Here is a 15,730-nt window from a genome sequence, read left to right as displayed (position 1 = left end):
CAGACTGATCGCGCAATTTGCAACGTGGCAAGAAGTGGGAGCACATGGTGACGATCCAGGCCGACAGACGTGTGCGGACCCCCCGCCCGAGGCGAAACGGCAAGGCCGGGCTGCGGTACGGCATCGCCTTCATAGCACCCTTCGTCGCGCTCTACGTCGTGTTCGTCCTGGTGCCGGTGGCACAGGCCGTCGTCATGAGCGTGCACGACTGGGATCTGCTCGGGGCGACCCGCGAGTTCATCGGGCTGGACAACTATGTGCGCATGCTCTGGGGCGTGGACATCACGTGGAGCATGGGGCATCTGTTCTGGTGGCGCATGGCGATCCTCGTGCTCGCCGCCGTGCTGCTGGTGGGGCCGGCGCGCCGCCGCCGGATCACGCTCTGGCGCACCGCCGGACTGCTCGCACTCATCGCCGTCGCGTTCGCCCTCGGCTTCCACCCCGCCGAGACCGGATTCTGGTTCGACCCCCGCTTCTGGACGGCGATGCAGAACACGCTGCTGTTCACCGCGGTGTCCACTCCGCTCATCGCCGGACTCGGCCTCGCGATGGCGCTGGCGCTGCAGGGCGGACGCCGAGGCGTGCGCTGGTACCAGATGGCGTTCTTCCTGCCCTACATCCTCCCCGTCTCGGTCGTCACCCTCATCTGGACGTACTTCCTCTCGCCCAACCAAGGGCTGCTGGCCGCGCTGTTGGAGCCGCTGGGGATCGCGCCGATCCCGTGGCTGTCCAACACCGACACCGCCATGATCGCGATCATCGCGACCACGGTGTGGTGGACGGTCGGGTTCAACCTCGTGCTGTTCGCAGCCGGGCTGCAGGACGTCGACGCGTCGCTGTACGAAGCGGCCTCACTCGACGGCGCGGGGCCCTGGGGCAAGTTCGTGCACGTGACCCTCCCCGGCATACGTCACGTGCTGCTGCTGGTCATGGTGATGCAGGTGATCGCGTCGTTCCAGGTGTTCGGCCAGGTCAACATCATGACCGGCGGCGGACCGGGAAGCTCCACCGACGTCGTCATCCGGCACATCTACCAGACCGGCTTCCGCGACTTCGAGCTGGGCTACGCCTCGGCGATGTCGCTGGTGCTGTTCGCCATCATGCTCGTCGTCTCCGTCATCCAGATGAAGTTCCTCGGCAAGGACGCAACCAAATGACCGCCGTCTCGCAGACCCGCGCCCTCATCGCCCCCGGCGCCGCACGCCCCCGCAAGGACGGCCGACAGCAGGTCCCTGGGCTCCGCCGCGCGACGGCCACGTCGTGGTACCACGTGGCGATGATCGCAGCCACCCTCGTGTGGCTGCTTCCGATGATCTGGATGACTTCTCTCGCGCTCAGTGACAACGCCGCCCTTGCGCAGGAGACGCAGTTCCTCATCCCGCGCGATTTCACGCTCGACAATCTCCTCGGCGTCTTCTCCGTCGGGCTCACTTCGCGCTGGTTCCTCAACAGCGCGATCGTCAGCATCCTCACCACCGTCGTCACGGTGCTGCTCTGCGCGATGGCCGGGTACGCCTTCGCCCGCATCGACTTCCGCGGCAAGGCGATCGTCTACGGCAGCGTGCTGGCGGGGCTGATGATCCCCAAGGAGGCGATGTTCGTCCCGCTGTTCACGATGGTCGCCGACGTGCAGATGCACAACACGTACGCCGCGCTCATCCTGCCGCGCATCGCCGCCCCGCTCGGGGTCTTCCTCATGACCCAGTTCTTCTCCCAGGTCCCCCAGGAGGTGGAGGAGGCTGCACGCATCGACGGAGCAGGGCCTTGGCGCACCTTCTTCTTCATCATGCTGCCGCTCGCGCGCCCGGCGATGATCGCGCTGGCCATCTTCACTTTCGTGCAGACCTGGAACGACTACCTGTGGCCGCTGGTGTCCGCGACGAGGGCGGAGATGTTCACCATCACCACCGGTCTCGCCTCGCTGCAGGGCAACTTCGCCCAGGCGACGGAGCTCGGCAGCCTCATGGCCCGAGGTCTCGTCGGCTCCCTGCCGCTGCTGATCATCTTCCTGCTGTTCCAGCGGCACCTGATCCGCGGCATCTCGATGACCTCCGGCGGCAAATGACCCGTCCGGCGCTCACCGGGAACCCGAACCCGGCCGCGCTCGCGGCCGTCCTGGACACCACGTCCACCACAGAGAGGAAACACATGCACAAGAAGAAGATCGCCGGCGCTGCCGCGTCGCTGACGGCAGCGGCGCTGCTGCTGACGGCGTGCGGCACCGGCACCGGCACCGAGGGCGGCAACGCGGCCGCAGACCTCACCGAGCAGATCGCGGCGGTCACAGACGACCAGCTCGACGGCGTCACGATCACCATGTCGCGGATGTTCGGCGACTGCGAGGAGACCACGCAGGGCGTGACCGACCCCTCGCTGGCCGCGAGCGAGTGCGAGGCCATCCAGATCCTCACCAACCAGTTCAACGACGAGAACGAGTACGGCATCACCGTCGAGCGTCTCGGCGGGGCGGACTGGCACTCCTACTACGACGCCTTCAACGCCTCCGTCGCCGGCGGCGAGCCCGCCGACATCGCCAACCTGCACGACTACTCGATGTCGGACTACGCCCAGCGCGACCAGCTGCTGGCCTTCGACGCCGAGGCGGTCGGCATCGACCTGTCCGACAGCACGACCCAGGCGCAGTCCTCGGTGGTCTACGACGGCGACACCTACGCGGTGCCGTTCGACTCGCACGCGATCCTCGCCCACATCAACACCGACATCCTCGGCGCCGCCGGGTACATGGGCGAGGACGGGCGACCGATCATGCCCACCTCCGCCGACGAGCTGCTGGAGATGGCGGCCGCGGTCAAGGAGAAGACCGGCACCTACCTGTTCTCACTGGGCGTCGCGAACGACGACATGGCCTGGCGCATGTTCTACTCGCTCGTGCGTCAGCAGGGGTCGGACGTCGTCTCTGCCGACGGCGAAGCGCAGATCGACACCCCCGAGGCCGCTGCGGCCTTGGAGCTGATGAACGAGCTCATCGAGGGCGGCTACATCCACACCGACGCCGACTACGCCGGCTCCATCGACGAGTGGAAGGACGGCAAGTCCGCGATCCTCGTCAACGGCACGTGGGTCGTCAACGAGTACGCTGCCACGGCGCCGTTCGGCTATGCCGTCGCCGACTTCCCGGCGCTCATGGGCGAGCCGGCAGTCTGGGCCTCGTCGCACATGTGGGTGCTCCCGCGTCAGCGTGACGACGACCCGGTGGCCTACCGGGCAGCCCTTGAGTTCGCCTCGTTCCTGTACGACAACACCGACGTCTGGGCGGTGGCGACCGGCCACATCGCCCCGCGCGTCTCGGTCGTCGAGTCGGCGGCCTACCAGGCAGCGCCCAACCGCGAGTTCTACACGTCGACTGCGCTGGATGCCATCCGCTTCGTGCCGCAGATCGACAACTGGACGGCCGTGAAGGACCTCATCCACACGCAGCTCGAGGAGGTCTGGTTCAACGGCAAGGACGTCGCCGCAGCCCTCGGCGAGGCGCAGAGCCGCGTGGAGCAGCAGCTGGACTGACGGGCCTCGACGCCCGTCCCGATGCGGGGTCCGCCCTGGCGGGCCCCGCATCCCTCATCTTCCCGGAAGGACCCCCATGTCATCGCACCCTCGTCGCCGCGCCAGCCTGGACGGCACGTGGACACTCCACCTGCCCGGCGGCGGCACCTCGGAGGTGTCCGTGCCCGGCGCCTGGACGGCGCAGATCCCCGGCTTCGGCGACTCCCACGAGACGGTGCGCTACGAGCGGCGGTTCGACTGGCATCCCCTCGGCGGACCCGCCCGCCGGTACGTGCTGCGGTTCGACGCGGTGAACCATCGCGCCGTCGTGGTGCTCAACGGCGTCGAGCTCGGTGCGCACGAAGGTGCCTGGCTGCCGTTCGAACTCGACGCCACCGAGGCCCTCCGGCCGGGGGAGAACACCCTCGAGGTGACGGTGTCGTACCCCCCGCGGGTCGGTGACGGCGGCGAGTGGGGCTTCCTGGAGCGGCCGCTGGGCAAGCAGTCCTGGTACGGAACGACCGCGGGCATCTGGCAGTCGGTCGCCATCGAGGACCGCCACGAGGCGCACCTCGGTCGCGTGAGCGTGCGCGCGGACGTCGCGGCGGCGACGATCACCGTCGCGGCGGCGGTCTCCCCGGCGGTCCACGACCACGCCGATGTGCACGCGGTCATCTCCCGGGACGGGCAGAAGGTTGCGGCCGCGCAGCTCGAGCGCTCGGTCGGCGGCTACCGCACGGTCGTGCCGATCGCCGAGGTCGTGCGGTGGGACATCGACGATCCGGTGCTCTACGACGTGCGGATCGAGGTGCGCGAGGACGGCCACGTGGTCGATGCCGTGGAGCGCCGGACCGGCTTCCGCGAGTTCACCGCCGAGGCCGGCGTCTTCCGGCTGAACGGCCGTGAGATCTATGTGCGCGGCGTGCTCGACCAGGACTACCACCCCGGCTCGCAACCGGCGGCAGCGGATCTGGCCGCGTGGGAGCAGTTGCTGCGCGGGACCCGGGCACTGGGCTTCAACATGCTGCGCGTGCACATCAAACGACCCGACCCGCGCTACTACGACATCGCCGACCGGCTCGGGATGCTGGTGTGGACGGAGCTTCCCAGCTGGATGACATGGACCCGGGAGGTCGCGGCGGAAGGGCGTGCCCTGCTGCACGACATCATCGCCGAAGACGGCCACCACCCCGCCATCGTCATGTGGACGATCATGAACGAGTCGTGGGGGATCGATCTGGCCGAGCGTGTGCAGCGCACCTGGCTGCGGGGGATGTTCGAGGAGTTCCGCGCGGAGCTCGCCGGATCGGTCGTCGTGGACAACTCCGCCTGCGCACCCAACTTCCACCTGCAGACCGACGTCGACGACTACCACCTCTACCGCGGCATCCCGGAGTCCCGGCGCGAATGGGACGACAAGATCGCCGAGTTCGCGGGCCGTCCGGACTGGACCTTCTCCCCGCACGGCGACGCGGTGCGCACCGGCGCCGAGCCCCTCATGCTGTCGGAGTTCGGCAACTGGGGTCTCCCTCACGCGCACGACCAATACGTCGATGGCCGCGAGCCGTGGTGGTTCTCGCTCGGAAGCGGGTGGGCCTTCGGTGCGGCGGATGCCACCGGGCTGCGCGAGCGCTTCGCCTCGCTGGGCCTTGCGGCCGTGTTCGGGTCGTGGGAGGGCCTGGTCGCCCAGCTGCAGCGGGCGCAGTCCGTCGCCAACCGGTACCAGACCACCAGCATCCGCCTCCACCCCGAGATCCGCGGCTACGTGCTCACCCAGCTCAGCGACGTGCAGTGGGAGGCGAACGGGTTGTTCGACATGAACCGGCGGCCGAAGCTCCACACCGCGGACTACGCCCTCGTCAACGGTGAGCACGCGGTCGCGCTGCGCCCGGCCGCCTACAGCGCGTTCACGGGTGAGACGGTGCAGGTCGCCGTCACGACGGTGCCCGGCCCGCAGGGCCTCGGCAGCGGCCGGCTTCGCCTGACGGTGGGCGCCTCCGCCCCCCGCGACCTCGGCGAGGTGGGCGACGGACGCGCCGTGATCGAGGCGGACGTCGCGCTCCCGGCGGAGCCCGGCGCGTACGAGATCGCGGTCGAGCTCGTCGTGGGCGGCACCGTGGTCGCCCGCGACAGCGCAGAGCTGATCGTCGTCGCGCCCCCGGCGGCCCCCGGGGTGCGCTGCACGACCGACGACCCTGCCGTCGCGGCGTGGTTGGCGGGACTCGGCGTCGGCGACCTCGCGGACCCAGGCGACCCGGACGCCCTGCACGTCACGCGCCGCTTCACCGCGCCGGCGCGCCACCACGCCGCCGCCGGTGGTCGGGTGCTCCTCCTCGCGGAGGATGACGACGCCCTGGACGACGCGTTCGACTACCTCCCCTCCGCGCGGCTGGTCCCGCGCGCCGGCGACGGCGACTGGGTGCCGCGCACCGAGTGGCTCGACCGCACGGGTGCGTTCGGTGAGGTCCCGGGCGACGCGGTGCTCGGCATCGCGTTCGAGGACCTGCTCGGCGACCGGGTCATCAGCGGCATCCCCGGCCCGCTGCGCCCGGCGGTGGTGCACTCCGGCATCTTCTCCGGCTGGCTGCGCGGCACCGCTGCCAGCACCGTGACGATCCGATGGAGCGAGGGCGCCGTCACCGTCACGACCCTCCGGTTGCGTGAGGCCGCAGCCGTACCCGTTGCAACGGCGGTCGGCCGGGCGATGCTCGGCGCGGCGGCCGGCGCACACGCGACCGGCCGCGGCGAACCATGCGAGGGTGGACAGAGCGCCGACGAAGAGGAGACGTGAGCATGACTCGGGCAGACGGAAACATCGGATTCGCCGCGCTCGCCGCGCGGCCCCACGCCGACGTCCTCATCCTCGGCGGAGGGATCAACGGACTGGCGACGTTCCGTGACCTCGCCATGCAGGGCGTCGATGTCGCCCTCGTCGAGCGCGCCGATTACATCAGCGGGGCGTCGGCGGCGTCGTCGCACATGATCCACGGCGGCGTGCGGTACCTCGAGAACGGCGAGTTCCGGCTCGTGCACGAGGCGGTCACCGAGCGCAACTCGCTGCTGAAGATCGCACCGCACTACGTACGCCCACTGCAGACGACCATCCCGATCTTCACCACCTTTTCGGGGCTGCTGTCGGCGCCGCTGCGGTTCCTCCGCCACGGCAAGGGCAAGCCGCGCGAGCGCGGCGCCGCCCTCATCAAGATCGGCCTGGTCATCTACGACTCGTTCTCGCGCGGCGGGGGACAGGTGCCGCGTCACGCCTTCCTCGGCCGCACGCGGTCGCTGGCGGAGCTGCCGGATCTGAACCCGAAGGTGAAGTACACCGCGACCTACTGGGATGCCTCGGTGCACGACCCGGAACGGCTCGCGATCGACGTGCTGCGCGACGGCACGCGGGCCGGGGGCGACCGGGCGCGCGCGGCCAACTACACCGCCGCGGTCGGCGCGGCCGACGGCGCCGTGATCCTGCGCGACGAGATGGGGGGCGAGGAGCTCCGCTTCACGGCATCCGTCATCGTCAACGCCACGGGGCCCTGGGTCGATCTCACCAACGCCGCGCTGGGCGACGTCGCCCTGCGGATGGGAGGCACCAAGGGGTCGCACATCGTGGTGGACAACCCCCGGCTGCTGGAGGCCACCGGCGGGCGCGAGCTGTTCTTCGAGAACGAGGACGGGCGCATCGTGCTCATCTACCCGCTGAAGGGACGCGTGCTCATCGGCACGACCGACCTCGAGCACGACATGCGCGAGCCGATCGTGTGCACCGAGGCGGAGGTCGACTACTTCATCGGCCTCGTCCGCCAGGTGCTGCCCGACATCCGGGTCGACCGCTCGCAGATCGTCTACCGGTTCTCGGGCGTGCGCCCGCTGCCGCGCCACGACGACGTCGCCCCCGGATTCGTGTCACGCGACTACCGCATCGACGCCACCGAGGTCCCGGGCACCCGCGCCGTGGTCCTCAGCCTCGTCGGCGGCAAGTGGACCACGTTCCGCGCATCGGCGGAGCGTCTCGCGGACACCGTGCTGAGCCACCTCGGCTCGTCGCGCCGTCGCTCCACCCGCGGCGTCCCCATCGGCGGCGGCGCCGGCTTCCCGAGCACCCAGCGAGCCCGCGTGCAGTGGGTCGACGGTCACGCCCGCACCCTGCCGACCGACCGGGTCGACCGGCTGCTGTCGCGCTACGGCACGGTGGCGACGGACGTGATCGAGGCGATCCTCGCCGATCCCGACGACAGGCCGCTCGACGGCGCCCCGCAGTACAGCACGGCGGAGCTGCGCCACCTCGCGGCATCCGAAGACGTCCGTCACCTCGACGACGTGCTCCTGCGTCGCACGAGCCTCGCCTTCGTCGGCGCCGTCACCCCGGATGCCGCGCGGGAGGTGGCCGAGACCATCGCGCCCGTGCTCGGCTGGGACGCCGAGCGCACGGCGCACGAGACCGAACGCGGCCTGGCGGCCGTCCGCGCCGCCGAGCCCGCAGCCCAGAGCGAGGAGACGCCGTGGCCGACCATGTGATCGCGATCGACCAGGGGACCACCTCGACCAGGGCGATCGTGTTCGACGGTGCCGGTGCCATCGTCACCACCGCCCAGCGCGAACACGAGCAGATCTTCCCGCGCGCGGGCTGGGTCGAGCACGATCCGATGGAGATCTGGACCAACACCGAATGGGTGCTGTCCTCGGCGATGTTCCGTGCCGGGCTGAGCGCCCGCGACATCGCGGCGATCGGCATCACCAACCAGCGCGAGACGGCGATGCTCTGGGACCGCCGCACCGGGCGTCCGGTGGCGAACGCGATCGTCTGGCAGGACACGCGCACGCAGCGGCGCATCGACGAGCTCGCCGCGCAGTCCGACGCCGGCAGCCAGCGCTTCGCCGATCAGACCGGACTGCCGCTGGCGACCTACTTCTCGGCGTCGAAGATCGCCTGGATCCTCGAGCACGTCCCGGGCGTGCGGGCGGCGGCCGAGGCCGGCGACGTCATGTTCGGCACGCCCGACACCTGGCTCATCTGGAACCTCACCGGCGGCAGCAGCGGCGGCATCCACGTCACCGACGTCACCAACGCCAGCCGCACGCTGCTCATGGACCTCGGCACCCTCGACTGGTCCGACGAGCTGCTGGCGGTGTGGGACATCCCGCGCGCCATCCTCCCCGAGATCCGCTCCTCGTCCGAGGTCGTCGGCGAGGTCTCCGTGCCCGCCATCGCCCGCGGTGTGCGCATCGCCGGCATCCTCGGCGACCAGCAGGCCGCGACCTTCGGCCAGGCAGCGTTCGACGCGGGCGAGTCGAAGAACACCTACGGCACCGGCAACTTCCTGCTGGTCAACTCCGGCACCGAGCTCGTCCGCTCCCAGCACGGCCTCATCACCACCGTCGCCTACCGGTGCGGCGACGAGCCGGCCCGGTACGCGCTGGAGGGCTCCATCGCGGTGACCGGCTCGCTCGTGCAGTGGCTGCGTGACAACCTCGGGCTCATCAAACGCTCCAAGGACGTCGAGCGCCTCGCGGCATCCGTGGACGACAACGGCGGCGCCTACTTCGTCCCCGCCTTCTCCGGACTGTTCGCGCCGTACTGGCGCTCCGACGCCCGGGGCGCCCTGGTCGGGATGACCCGCTACATCACGGCCGGCCACATCGCCCGGGCGGCGCTGGAGTCCACCGCCTTCCAGACGCGCGACATCGTCGAGGCGGTCGCCGCCGACACCGGCGTCACGCCGGAGGAGCTGCGGGTGGACGGCGGCATGACCCGCAACGACCTGCTGATGCAGTTCCAGGCCGACATCCTCGGAATCCCCGTGGTCCGCCCGCAGATCGTCGAGACGACGGCCCTGGGTGCGGCGTACGCCGCGGGCCTCGCCACCGGGGTGTGGTCCGATCGCGACCGGCTGCGCGAGCACTGGCGCGAGGACGTGCGGTTCGAGCCGCGCATGGACCCCGACGACCGGGAGCGTCGCTACCGGCTGTGGCGCAAGGCCGTGACGAAGTCGTTCGACTGGGTCGATGAGGACGCGCGCATCCTCATGGGCACCGACGAGTGACCGCGGTCACTTGAGCAGGCGCGACAGGCGCCGGTCGGCGAGGATCTTGCCGCCCGTCTGACACGTCGGGCAGTACTCCAGCGAGTTGTCGGCGAAGAACACCGACCGCACCTCGTCGCCGCACACGGGGCAGGCCTCGCCGCGCCGACCGTGCACCTGCATCCCGCGACGCTTGGCATCCTTCAGGTCGGCGGGCGGCTTTCCGGATGCCGTCGCCACGGCATCCGCGATCGTCTCCCGCAGCGCCCGGTACAGGCTGTCGACCTCGGCGTCGTCCAGGCCCGCCGCGAGGGCGTAGGGCGACATGCGCGCGGCGTGCAGGATCTCGTCCGAGTAGGCGTTTCCCACCCCCGCGATGATCGACTGATCGCGCAGCACCCCCTTGATCTGGGTGCGGCGGCCGGCCAGCAGGGCGGCGAACGCGTCGCGGTCGAACGTGGGATCCAGTGGGTCCGGCCCCAGGCGCGCGACGCCGGGGACATCGGCGGGCGTGCGCACGACGTACACCGCGAGCGACTTCTTGGTGCCCGCCTCGGTGAGGTCGAAGCCGGAACCGTCGTCGAAGCCGACCCGCAGCGCGATCGGGGTGCGGCCGGGCTTGATCACGGTGGCCGGCAGTGCGTCGTACCAGCGCAGCCAGCCGGCCTTGGCGAGGTGGAACACGAGGTGCAGCTCGTCGTCGTCGGCACGGGCGGTGAGGTCGACGAACTTGCCGTGGCGGGTGACGCCGAGGATCTCGGCGCCCTTCAGCGCCTCCACGGGCGGGTCGTACGTCTTCAGCGCGGCGATGTTCGTCACCGTCGCCTTCGTCACGCGCAGCCCGCGCGTGCGCCGGCCGAGGAAGTCGACCAGTCCCTGCACCTCCGGCATCTCGGGCATACCGGCATCCTGGCACGAACCGGTCGGGCCGGCGCGGGTGGGCGCGGTGCGCCGGGCGCCGTGCGGGTCAGACGGCCAGGATCGGCCAGTCCACCGGAGTGCGGTCGTCGGTCGAGAGGAGGCCGGCGACCCAGCCGTCGTGGCGGCCGCGCGGGTCGACGAGCTTCTGGCGCATCAGTCCCTCGTAGCGGAAGCCGAGCGAGCGCGCGGTGCGGGCGGAGGGGATGTTGCCGACGATCGCCTGCCACTCCAGGCGCTTCAGGCCCACCGCATCGCTGAACGCGAAGTCGATGACGGCGCGCGCGGCCTCGCCGAGGTAGCCGGCGCCGCGTGCTTCTGCGGCCATCCAGAACCCGATCTCGGCGTCGCCGCGCATGTGGAGGTGCTGCAGCCCGACCATGCCGATCCAGCGGCCGTCGAGGCGGATCGCCCACGTCAGCTCGGTCTCGGCCTCCCACCACTGGGCGGCCTTGGTGATGAAGTCATCGGCGTGCGCGCGCTCGTAGGGGGAGGGCAGGGTGGTCCAGCGGGGGACCTCCGGGTCCTGCGCGGCCGCGGTGACGGCGTCGGCATCCGCGGGAGTGGGAAGCGACAGCTCGAGGCGGGACGTGCGGAGGGTGACCGGTTGCATCATTCGAGCCTAACCGCGCCGTGCCGCAACTCAGTCCCGCGGCCCCGCGCCGAGCGGCGCCGGGCACGCGGTCGTGCCGCCCCGGCGGTCCCGGCGGAGTTACGGCACGGGCTGCCGACTCCTCCCCACCCGCCGACAGGCCCCGATCCGTCCACGGATGCCCGTATCGGTTCCGCGGGCGATGCGGCCGGGCTGCCACGGTGTCGGCATGTTCGGAGTCTGGGAGTGCGCGACGCGCGCGGAGCTGCTGGCTGCAGGGATGTCGCGGCGAGGGCTGCGCGGCGAGGTCGCAGCCGGGCGATTGATCCGGGCGCGGCGCGACCGATACCTGCGCTCAGACGCGCCGCCGGCGCTGCGTGAGGCGGTCCGCGTCGGCGGTCGCCTCGCCTGCGTGAGCCTGCTGCAGCTCCTCGGAGTCTTCGTCCTGGCCAATGCCGTCACGCACGTGCACATCGCGAGAGGGTCGAGCCGGCTGCGATCGCCCGAGGATCCTGGCCGTCGGCTGGGGCCACCGGGCGTGCGACGTGCTCGTCTCCACTGGCATCCACTGCTGCAGGCCGAGGAGGCGAACCGGGCGTGCGTCGGGGTGGTCGACGCGCTCGTCCAGGCCATCAGATGCCAGCCGGCTCGCCATGCCGTCGCCTCCATCGACAGCGCGCTCAACACGGGGGTGATCGCCGTCGCCGACCTCGCGGAGGTGTTCGGCGCGCTGCCTGCCCGGTTCGGCGTCCTTCGCGACCTCGTGGACGGGCGCGCGCAATCGGGGCCGGAAACCCTCGTTCGGTTGATGGCGCGGTCGCTCGGATGCCGGGTGGAACTGCAGGTGCGTTTCGACGGCGTGGGATATGTCGACCTGCTGCTGGACGGCTGGTTGGTCGTCGAGTGCGACGGCAAGGAGTTCCACGAGGGGTGGGCGCAGCAGGTCACCGACCGCCGGAGAGACCTGAGGCTGGCGACGCTCGGCTATGTCTGCACGCGATTCACCGCGGCGCAGATCCTGTACCACCCGGAAGAGGTGGTGGCCGCACTGCGAGGGCTGCTCGCCGCGCATGCGGGATGCGCGCGATAGACGTGCCGCAATTCAGTCCGCCCGCGCGCTAAGGCCGTCGTGGCGGGCGAGAGGGCCGCGTCCGCGCTAACGGACTGAGTTGTGACCCGCTGGGCCGGGTCTCTCGGGTTGAGGGCCGCGGCCGCGGTCCCGGCCGGGGTGGAAGGGAAGGGCCGGGGGAGGCGGAGTTCCGGTCCGGGGAGGTGGATTCCGGCCCGTTCGGCAGCCGCGGTGGCGCGTGCCGTAACTCAGTCCGCCAGCCGGATGCGTGCGCGCGCGGGCCCGGGATCGCGCGCGCACGCGGACGACGCGGGTCGCGGCGGGCTGAGTTGTGACACGCCGAACACCGTCCCCCGACACCGCGCCCCGGGGCGGCGCAGTGTCGAGGGCGGCGGCGACGGCGGTCAGACCCGGCGGAGCAGGCCCATCTTGTCGTAGACGTCGGCGAGCGTACGGTCGGCGACCTCGTCGGCGCGCGCCGCGTTCGCTGCGAGCACCCGGTCGAGTTCGGCGGGGTCGTCGAGCAGCTCCAGCGCGCGCTCGCGCACCGGACCGAACTCGTTCACCACGACCTCGGCGAGACCCTTCTTGAAGTCGCCGTAGCCGCGCCCGGCGTACTCGTCCTCGATCGACGCGATCTGCCGGCCGGTGAGAGCCGCATAGATCACGAGCAGGTTAGACACACCCGGCTTGTTCTCGCGGTCGTAGCGCACCGCGCCCTCGCTGTCGGTGACGGCCCGCATGATCTTCTTCGCCGAGACGGCAGGGTCATCCAGCAGCCACAGCACGCCCGCGTCGGACTCCGCCGACTTCGACATCTTCGCCGTCGGGTTCTGCAGGTCGAAGATGCGGGCGGTGTCCTTCTGGATCACCGGCATCGGCACCTGGAACGTCTCGCCGTACCGCGAATTGAACCGCTCGGCCAGGTCGCGCGTGAGCTCGACGTGCTGCTTCTGGTCATCGCCGACCGGCACGATGTCGGTCTGGTACAGCAGGATGTCCGCCGCCATGAGAATCGGGTAGGTGAACAGGCCCACCGAGGCCGAGTCGGCACCGTAGCGCTGCGACTTGTCCTTGAACTGCGTCATCCGCCCCGCCTCGCCGAACCCGGTGATGGTGGAGAGGATCCAGGCGAGCTCCGCGTGCGCGCGCACGTGCGACTGCACGTACAGCGTCGACCGCGACGGCTCGATGCCCGCGGCGATGTACTGGGCCGCGGTGCGGCGGGTCTTCTCACGCAGCTCCGACGGGTTGTTGGGCTGAGTGAGGGCGTGGAGGTCGACGACCGAGAAGAACGCCTCGTACGACTCCTGCAGATCGCGCCACTGCATGAGCGCGCCGATGTAGTTGCCGATCTGGAGCGAATCGGCGGAGGGCTGCATTCCGGAGTAGAGGCGGGGTTTGGTCACCCCTCCAGTCTAGGGAGCGGATGCCACCGCTCCCGCCGCCGCCGTCAGGACCCGATCGTGTAGTCGGCGATCACCGGCGCGTGGTCGCTCCAGCGCGTGTCCCACGAGGGTGCCCGGACGACGCGGTAGTCCACGACCCGCTCCGCGAGGGCGGGGGAGGCCAGGTGGTAGTCGATGCGCCACCCGGTGTCGTTGTCGAACGCCTTGCCGCGGTTGGACCACCACGTGTACGGGCCGTCCACCTCGCCGTGGAAGGTGCGCCCCACGTCGACCCACCCGAGCCCCGTCCCGGTGGAGCCGTCGACTCCGGTCACCGGCCGACCCGCGGGGCCCACGAATCGGTCGAAGTACGCCCGCTCTCGGGGGAGGAAGCCCGCCTTCTTGACGTTGCCCTTCCAGTTGCGGATGTCGAACTCGCGATGCCCGACGTTGAGGTCACCGGTGATGACGGCGAGGGAGCCGTCGGATGCCAGTGCGGGCATGCGCGCTTCCATCGCGTCGAGGAAGGCGTACTTCGCGACCTGCTTGTCGGTGTCGGCCTCGCCGGTGAACACGTAGGCGCTGACGACGGTGAGCCGCTCGCCGTCGATGTCGATCTCGGCCTCGACCCAGCGGCCCTTGGAATCCAGGGTGTCGTCGCCGAGGTCGGTGCGCCACACCTCCAGCGGCGAGCGGGCGGCGATCGCGACGCCGGCGCGGCCCTTGGCCAGCGCCTCGTCGTTCACGACGTGCCAGCCCGGCAGTGCAGCGGCGAGGTCGGCGGCCTCCGCGCGCACCTCCTGCAGGGTCAGCACGTCCACCCCCGCCGTCTCGAGCCAGGGCTGCATGCCCTTGCGTGCGGCGGCGCGGATGCCGTTGACGTTGACGGAGGCGATGCGGAGGGTTCGGGGCACGACGAAAAGCCTAACCAGCCGCACCGACACCGACCGACTCGGCCGCGACGCCGGTGCTCAGTCCAGCAGGCGGGGCCGTTCCGGGTCGGCGGTCGCCCCCGCCTGGGCGCGGGCGAGGTCGTCCTCGGCGGCCCGCACATTGCGGTCGGCCCGCCACACCTGCCACCACGGCGCCTTCTCGCGCGCGGCGACCGCTTCGCGCAGCCGCACCTCGGCGGCGACCACCAGCGCCCGCGCTTCCGCCGCGCGGCGCTGCTCCTCGGTGGTGTGGGTGAGGGGGATGTCCTGGTCGGCGGCGACCACCGCGATCCACGACGCCGCGACGAGGATCACGATCGCGATCATCCGGAACCACACGAGGAACGCGATGAAGGCCGAGAAGGTCGCCAGCAGCGGGTTGGAGGGGGTGTACACCAGCAGCAGACCGGCACCCAGCTGCAGCACGCCGATCGCGGCGCCGCCCAGGAGCGCCCCGGGCCAGATGGTCCGCCAGGGCACCGAGGCGCCGGCGAGGAAGCGGAACAGCAGCGCGAGCGCGGTGGAGTTGATCACGAAGGCCACCAGGATCGACCCCACGCGGCTCGCCACCGAGACCCAGGTCGACGTGTCCCACCCGATCACCTCGAACAGCAGATTCACGGCACCGGATGCCAGTGCGCCCAGACCCGCGCCGAGCACCAGTGAGATGCCGAAGCCGGCCGCCGCCAGGAAGTCGCGCGCCTTCAGCAGCAGGTAGCTGCGGCTGTCGAAGGGGAGCCCGAAGATGTCGCGTACGGCGCGGCGGGTGTAGGTGACGAAGCCGATCGCGGTCCAGATCGCCACCAGCAGCGCGACGGAACCGGTCACCGCGAGGGCGCTGGCGCTGGAGCGGGCGACATCGGTGACCTCCTCCGGGGTGACGAGGCCCTCGGCGGAGATGAGGTCGGGGATGTAGGAGTTGACGACCGCGATGAGCGCGTCGATGGCGCGCTTGCTGCCCCCCAGCCAGATGCCGATGATCGCGAACGCGGAGTACAGCACCGCGAACATGGCGAACAGCGACTGGTAGCTGATGCTCGCCGCCAGCAGGAACCCGTTGTGCCGCAGGAAGTGGCGCCACACCCGCACGGGGAACCATTTCATCGTCCGCCGGGTGAGGGCGGTGGCGTGCTCGATCGGCTCGTCCAGTCGGCCCCGCAGCGCGGAGTCGTCCCACCGCGCGCGCCACGACGTGTCGCGCGCTTCGTCGGCGGGCCGGTCCCGGTCGGAGTCGCTCACGCGCCCCAGCGTACCGAGGGCGGATGCCGCAGGTCGCAGCATCCGCCCTCGTACAGCGCGCGGTGGGA

At 70.9% G+C, this 15,730-nt stretch carries 12 protein-coding genes; 7 read left to right on the top strand and 5 right to left on the bottom strand.

Annotation, left to right across the window (positions count from 1 at the left end; genetic code table 11):
* The first annotated feature begins 44 nt into the window (after positions 1-44).
* From ACFVR6_RS09580 to glpK, 6 genes are all read left to right on the top strand, one after another.
* Positions 45-1,157 (top strand): carbohydrate ABC transporter permease, encoded by a 1,113-nt coding sequence (locus tag ACFVR6_RS09580; protein ID WP_386961876.1) that lies wholly within the window; start codon positions 45-47, stop codon positions 1,155-1,157.
* Positions 1,154-2,065, top strand: a complete 912-nt coding sequence (locus ACFVR6_RS09575; protein ID WP_386961873.1) for a carbohydrate ABC transporter permease — start codon at positions 1,154-1,156, stop codon at positions 2,063-2,065. The genes ACFVR6_RS09580 and ACFVR6_RS09575 overlap by 4 nt, the downstream gene beginning before the upstream one ends.
* 83 nt (positions 2,066-2,148) lie before the next feature.
* Complete coding sequence (locus tag ACFVR6_RS09570; RefSeq protein ID WP_386961871.1) at positions 2,149-3,522, top strand: extracellular solute-binding protein; 1,374 nt, start codon at positions 2,149-2,151, stop codon at positions 3,520-3,522.
* Positions 3,523-3,598: 76 nt separating this feature from the next.
* Entirely contained in the window at positions 3,599-6,292 is a 2,694-nt protein-coding gene (locus tag ACFVR6_RS09565; protein ID WP_386961869.1) for a glycoside hydrolase family 2 protein, read from the top strand.
* Positions 6,293-6,294: 2 nt separating this feature from the next.
* The gene (locus ACFVR6_RS09560; protein ID WP_386961866.1) at positions 6,295-8,019 is read left to right on the top strand and encodes a glycerol-3-phosphate dehydrogenase/oxidase; all 1,725 of its coding nucleotides are present in this window, start codon (positions 6,295-6,297) and stop codon (positions 8,017-8,019) included.
* Entirely contained in the window at positions 8,004-9,545 is a 1,542-nt protein-coding gene (gene glpK, locus ACFVR6_RS09555; protein ID WP_386961863.1) for a glycerol kinase GlpK, read from the top strand. The genes ACFVR6_RS09560 and glpK overlap by 16 nt, the downstream gene beginning before the upstream one ends.
* 6 nt (positions 9,546-9,551) lie before the next feature.
* On the opposite strand, the gene ACFVR6_RS09550 is transcribed toward glpK, so the two are convergent.
* On the bottom strand, positions 9,552-10,424 hold the full coding sequence (locus ACFVR6_RS09550) for an Fpg/Nei family DNA glycosylase (protein WP_386961861.1): 873 nt from the start codon (positions 10,422-10,424) through the stop codon (positions 9,552-9,554).
* Between the two features lie 67 nt (positions 10,425-10,491).
* A complete protein-coding gene (locus ACFVR6_RS09545) occupies positions 10,492-11,055 on the bottom strand; it encodes a GNAT family N-acetyltransferase (protein ID WP_386961858.1) in 564 nt (187 codons plus the stop codon).
* A 208-nt stretch (positions 11,056-11,263) separates the two neighbouring features.
* On the opposite strand from ACFVR6_RS09545, the gene ACFVR6_RS09540 reads away from it, so the two are divergent.
* Complete coding sequence (locus tag ACFVR6_RS09540; protein ID WP_386961856.1) at positions 11,264-12,124, top strand: endonuclease domain-containing protein; 861 nt, start codon at positions 11,264-11,266, stop codon at positions 12,122-12,124.
* 383 nt (positions 12,125-12,507) lie between these two features.
* Here ACFVR6_RS09540 and trpS read toward each other — a convergent pair whose 3' ends face one another.
* From trpS to ACFVR6_RS09525, 3 genes are read right to left on the bottom strand one after another with little or no spacing between them, the layout of a single operon-like run.
* Positions 12,508-13,512: a tryptophan--tRNA ligase gene (trpS, locus tag ACFVR6_RS09535; RefSeq protein WP_386961855.1), complete on the bottom strand. Its 1,005-nt coding sequence runs from the start codon at positions 13,510-13,512 to the stop codon at positions 12,508-12,510.
* Positions 13,513-13,556: 44 nt separating this feature from the next.
* Positions 13,557-14,405 carry an exodeoxyribonuclease III gene (locus ACFVR6_RS09530; RefSeq protein WP_386961852.1) on the bottom strand — a complete coding sequence of 283 codons (849 nt, stop codon included), beginning with the start codon at positions 14,403-14,405 and terminating at the stop codon, positions 13,557-13,559.
* 57 nt (positions 14,406-14,462) lie between these two features.
* Positions 14,463-15,662, bottom strand: coding sequence for a YihY/virulence factor BrkB family protein (locus ACFVR6_RS09525; protein ID WP_386961849.1), 1,200 nt, complete (start codon positions 15,660-15,662; stop codon positions 14,463-14,465).
* Between the last annotated feature and the right edge of the window lie 68 nt (positions 15,663-15,730).

Source organism: Microbacterium sp. NPDC058021, assembly GCF_042885955.1.
GTDB lineage: Bacteria > Actinomycetota > Actinomycetes > Actinomycetales > Microbacteriaceae > Microbacterium.
This window is presented reverse-complemented; position numbering and strand designations above follow the sequence as displayed.

Coding starts and splice junctions, on each gene's coding strand:
- ACFVR6_RS09580 (WP_386961876.1), top strand. CDS start 45: ATGGTGACGATCCAGGCCGACAGACGTGTGCGGACCCCCCGCCCGAGG.
- ACFVR6_RS09575 (WP_386961873.1), top strand. CDS start 1,154: ATGACCGCCGTCTCGCAGACCCGCGCCCTCATCGCCCCCGGCGCCGCA.
- ACFVR6_RS09570 (WP_386961871.1), top strand. CDS start 2,149: ATGCACAAGAAGAAGATCGCCGGCGCTGCCGCGTCGCTGACGGCAGCG.
- ACFVR6_RS09565 (WP_386961869.1), top strand. CDS start 3,599: ATGTCATCGCACCCTCGTCGCCGCGCCAGCCTGGACGGCACGTGGACA.
- ACFVR6_RS09560 (WP_386961866.1), top strand. CDS start 6,295: ATGACTCGGGCAGACGGAAACATCGGATTCGCCGCGCTCGCCGCGCGG.
- ACFVR6_RS09550 (WP_386961861.1), bottom strand. CDS start 10,424: ATGCCCGAGATGCCGGAGGTGCAGGGACTGGTCGACTTCCTCGGCCGG.
- ACFVR6_RS09545 (WP_386961858.1), bottom strand. CDS start 11,055: ATGCAACCGGTCACCCTCCGCACGTCCCGCCTCGAGCTGTCGCTTCCC.
- ACFVR6_RS09540 (WP_386961856.1), top strand. CDS start 11,264: ATGTTCGGAGTCTGGGAGTGCGCGACGCGCGCGGAGCTGCTGGCTGCA.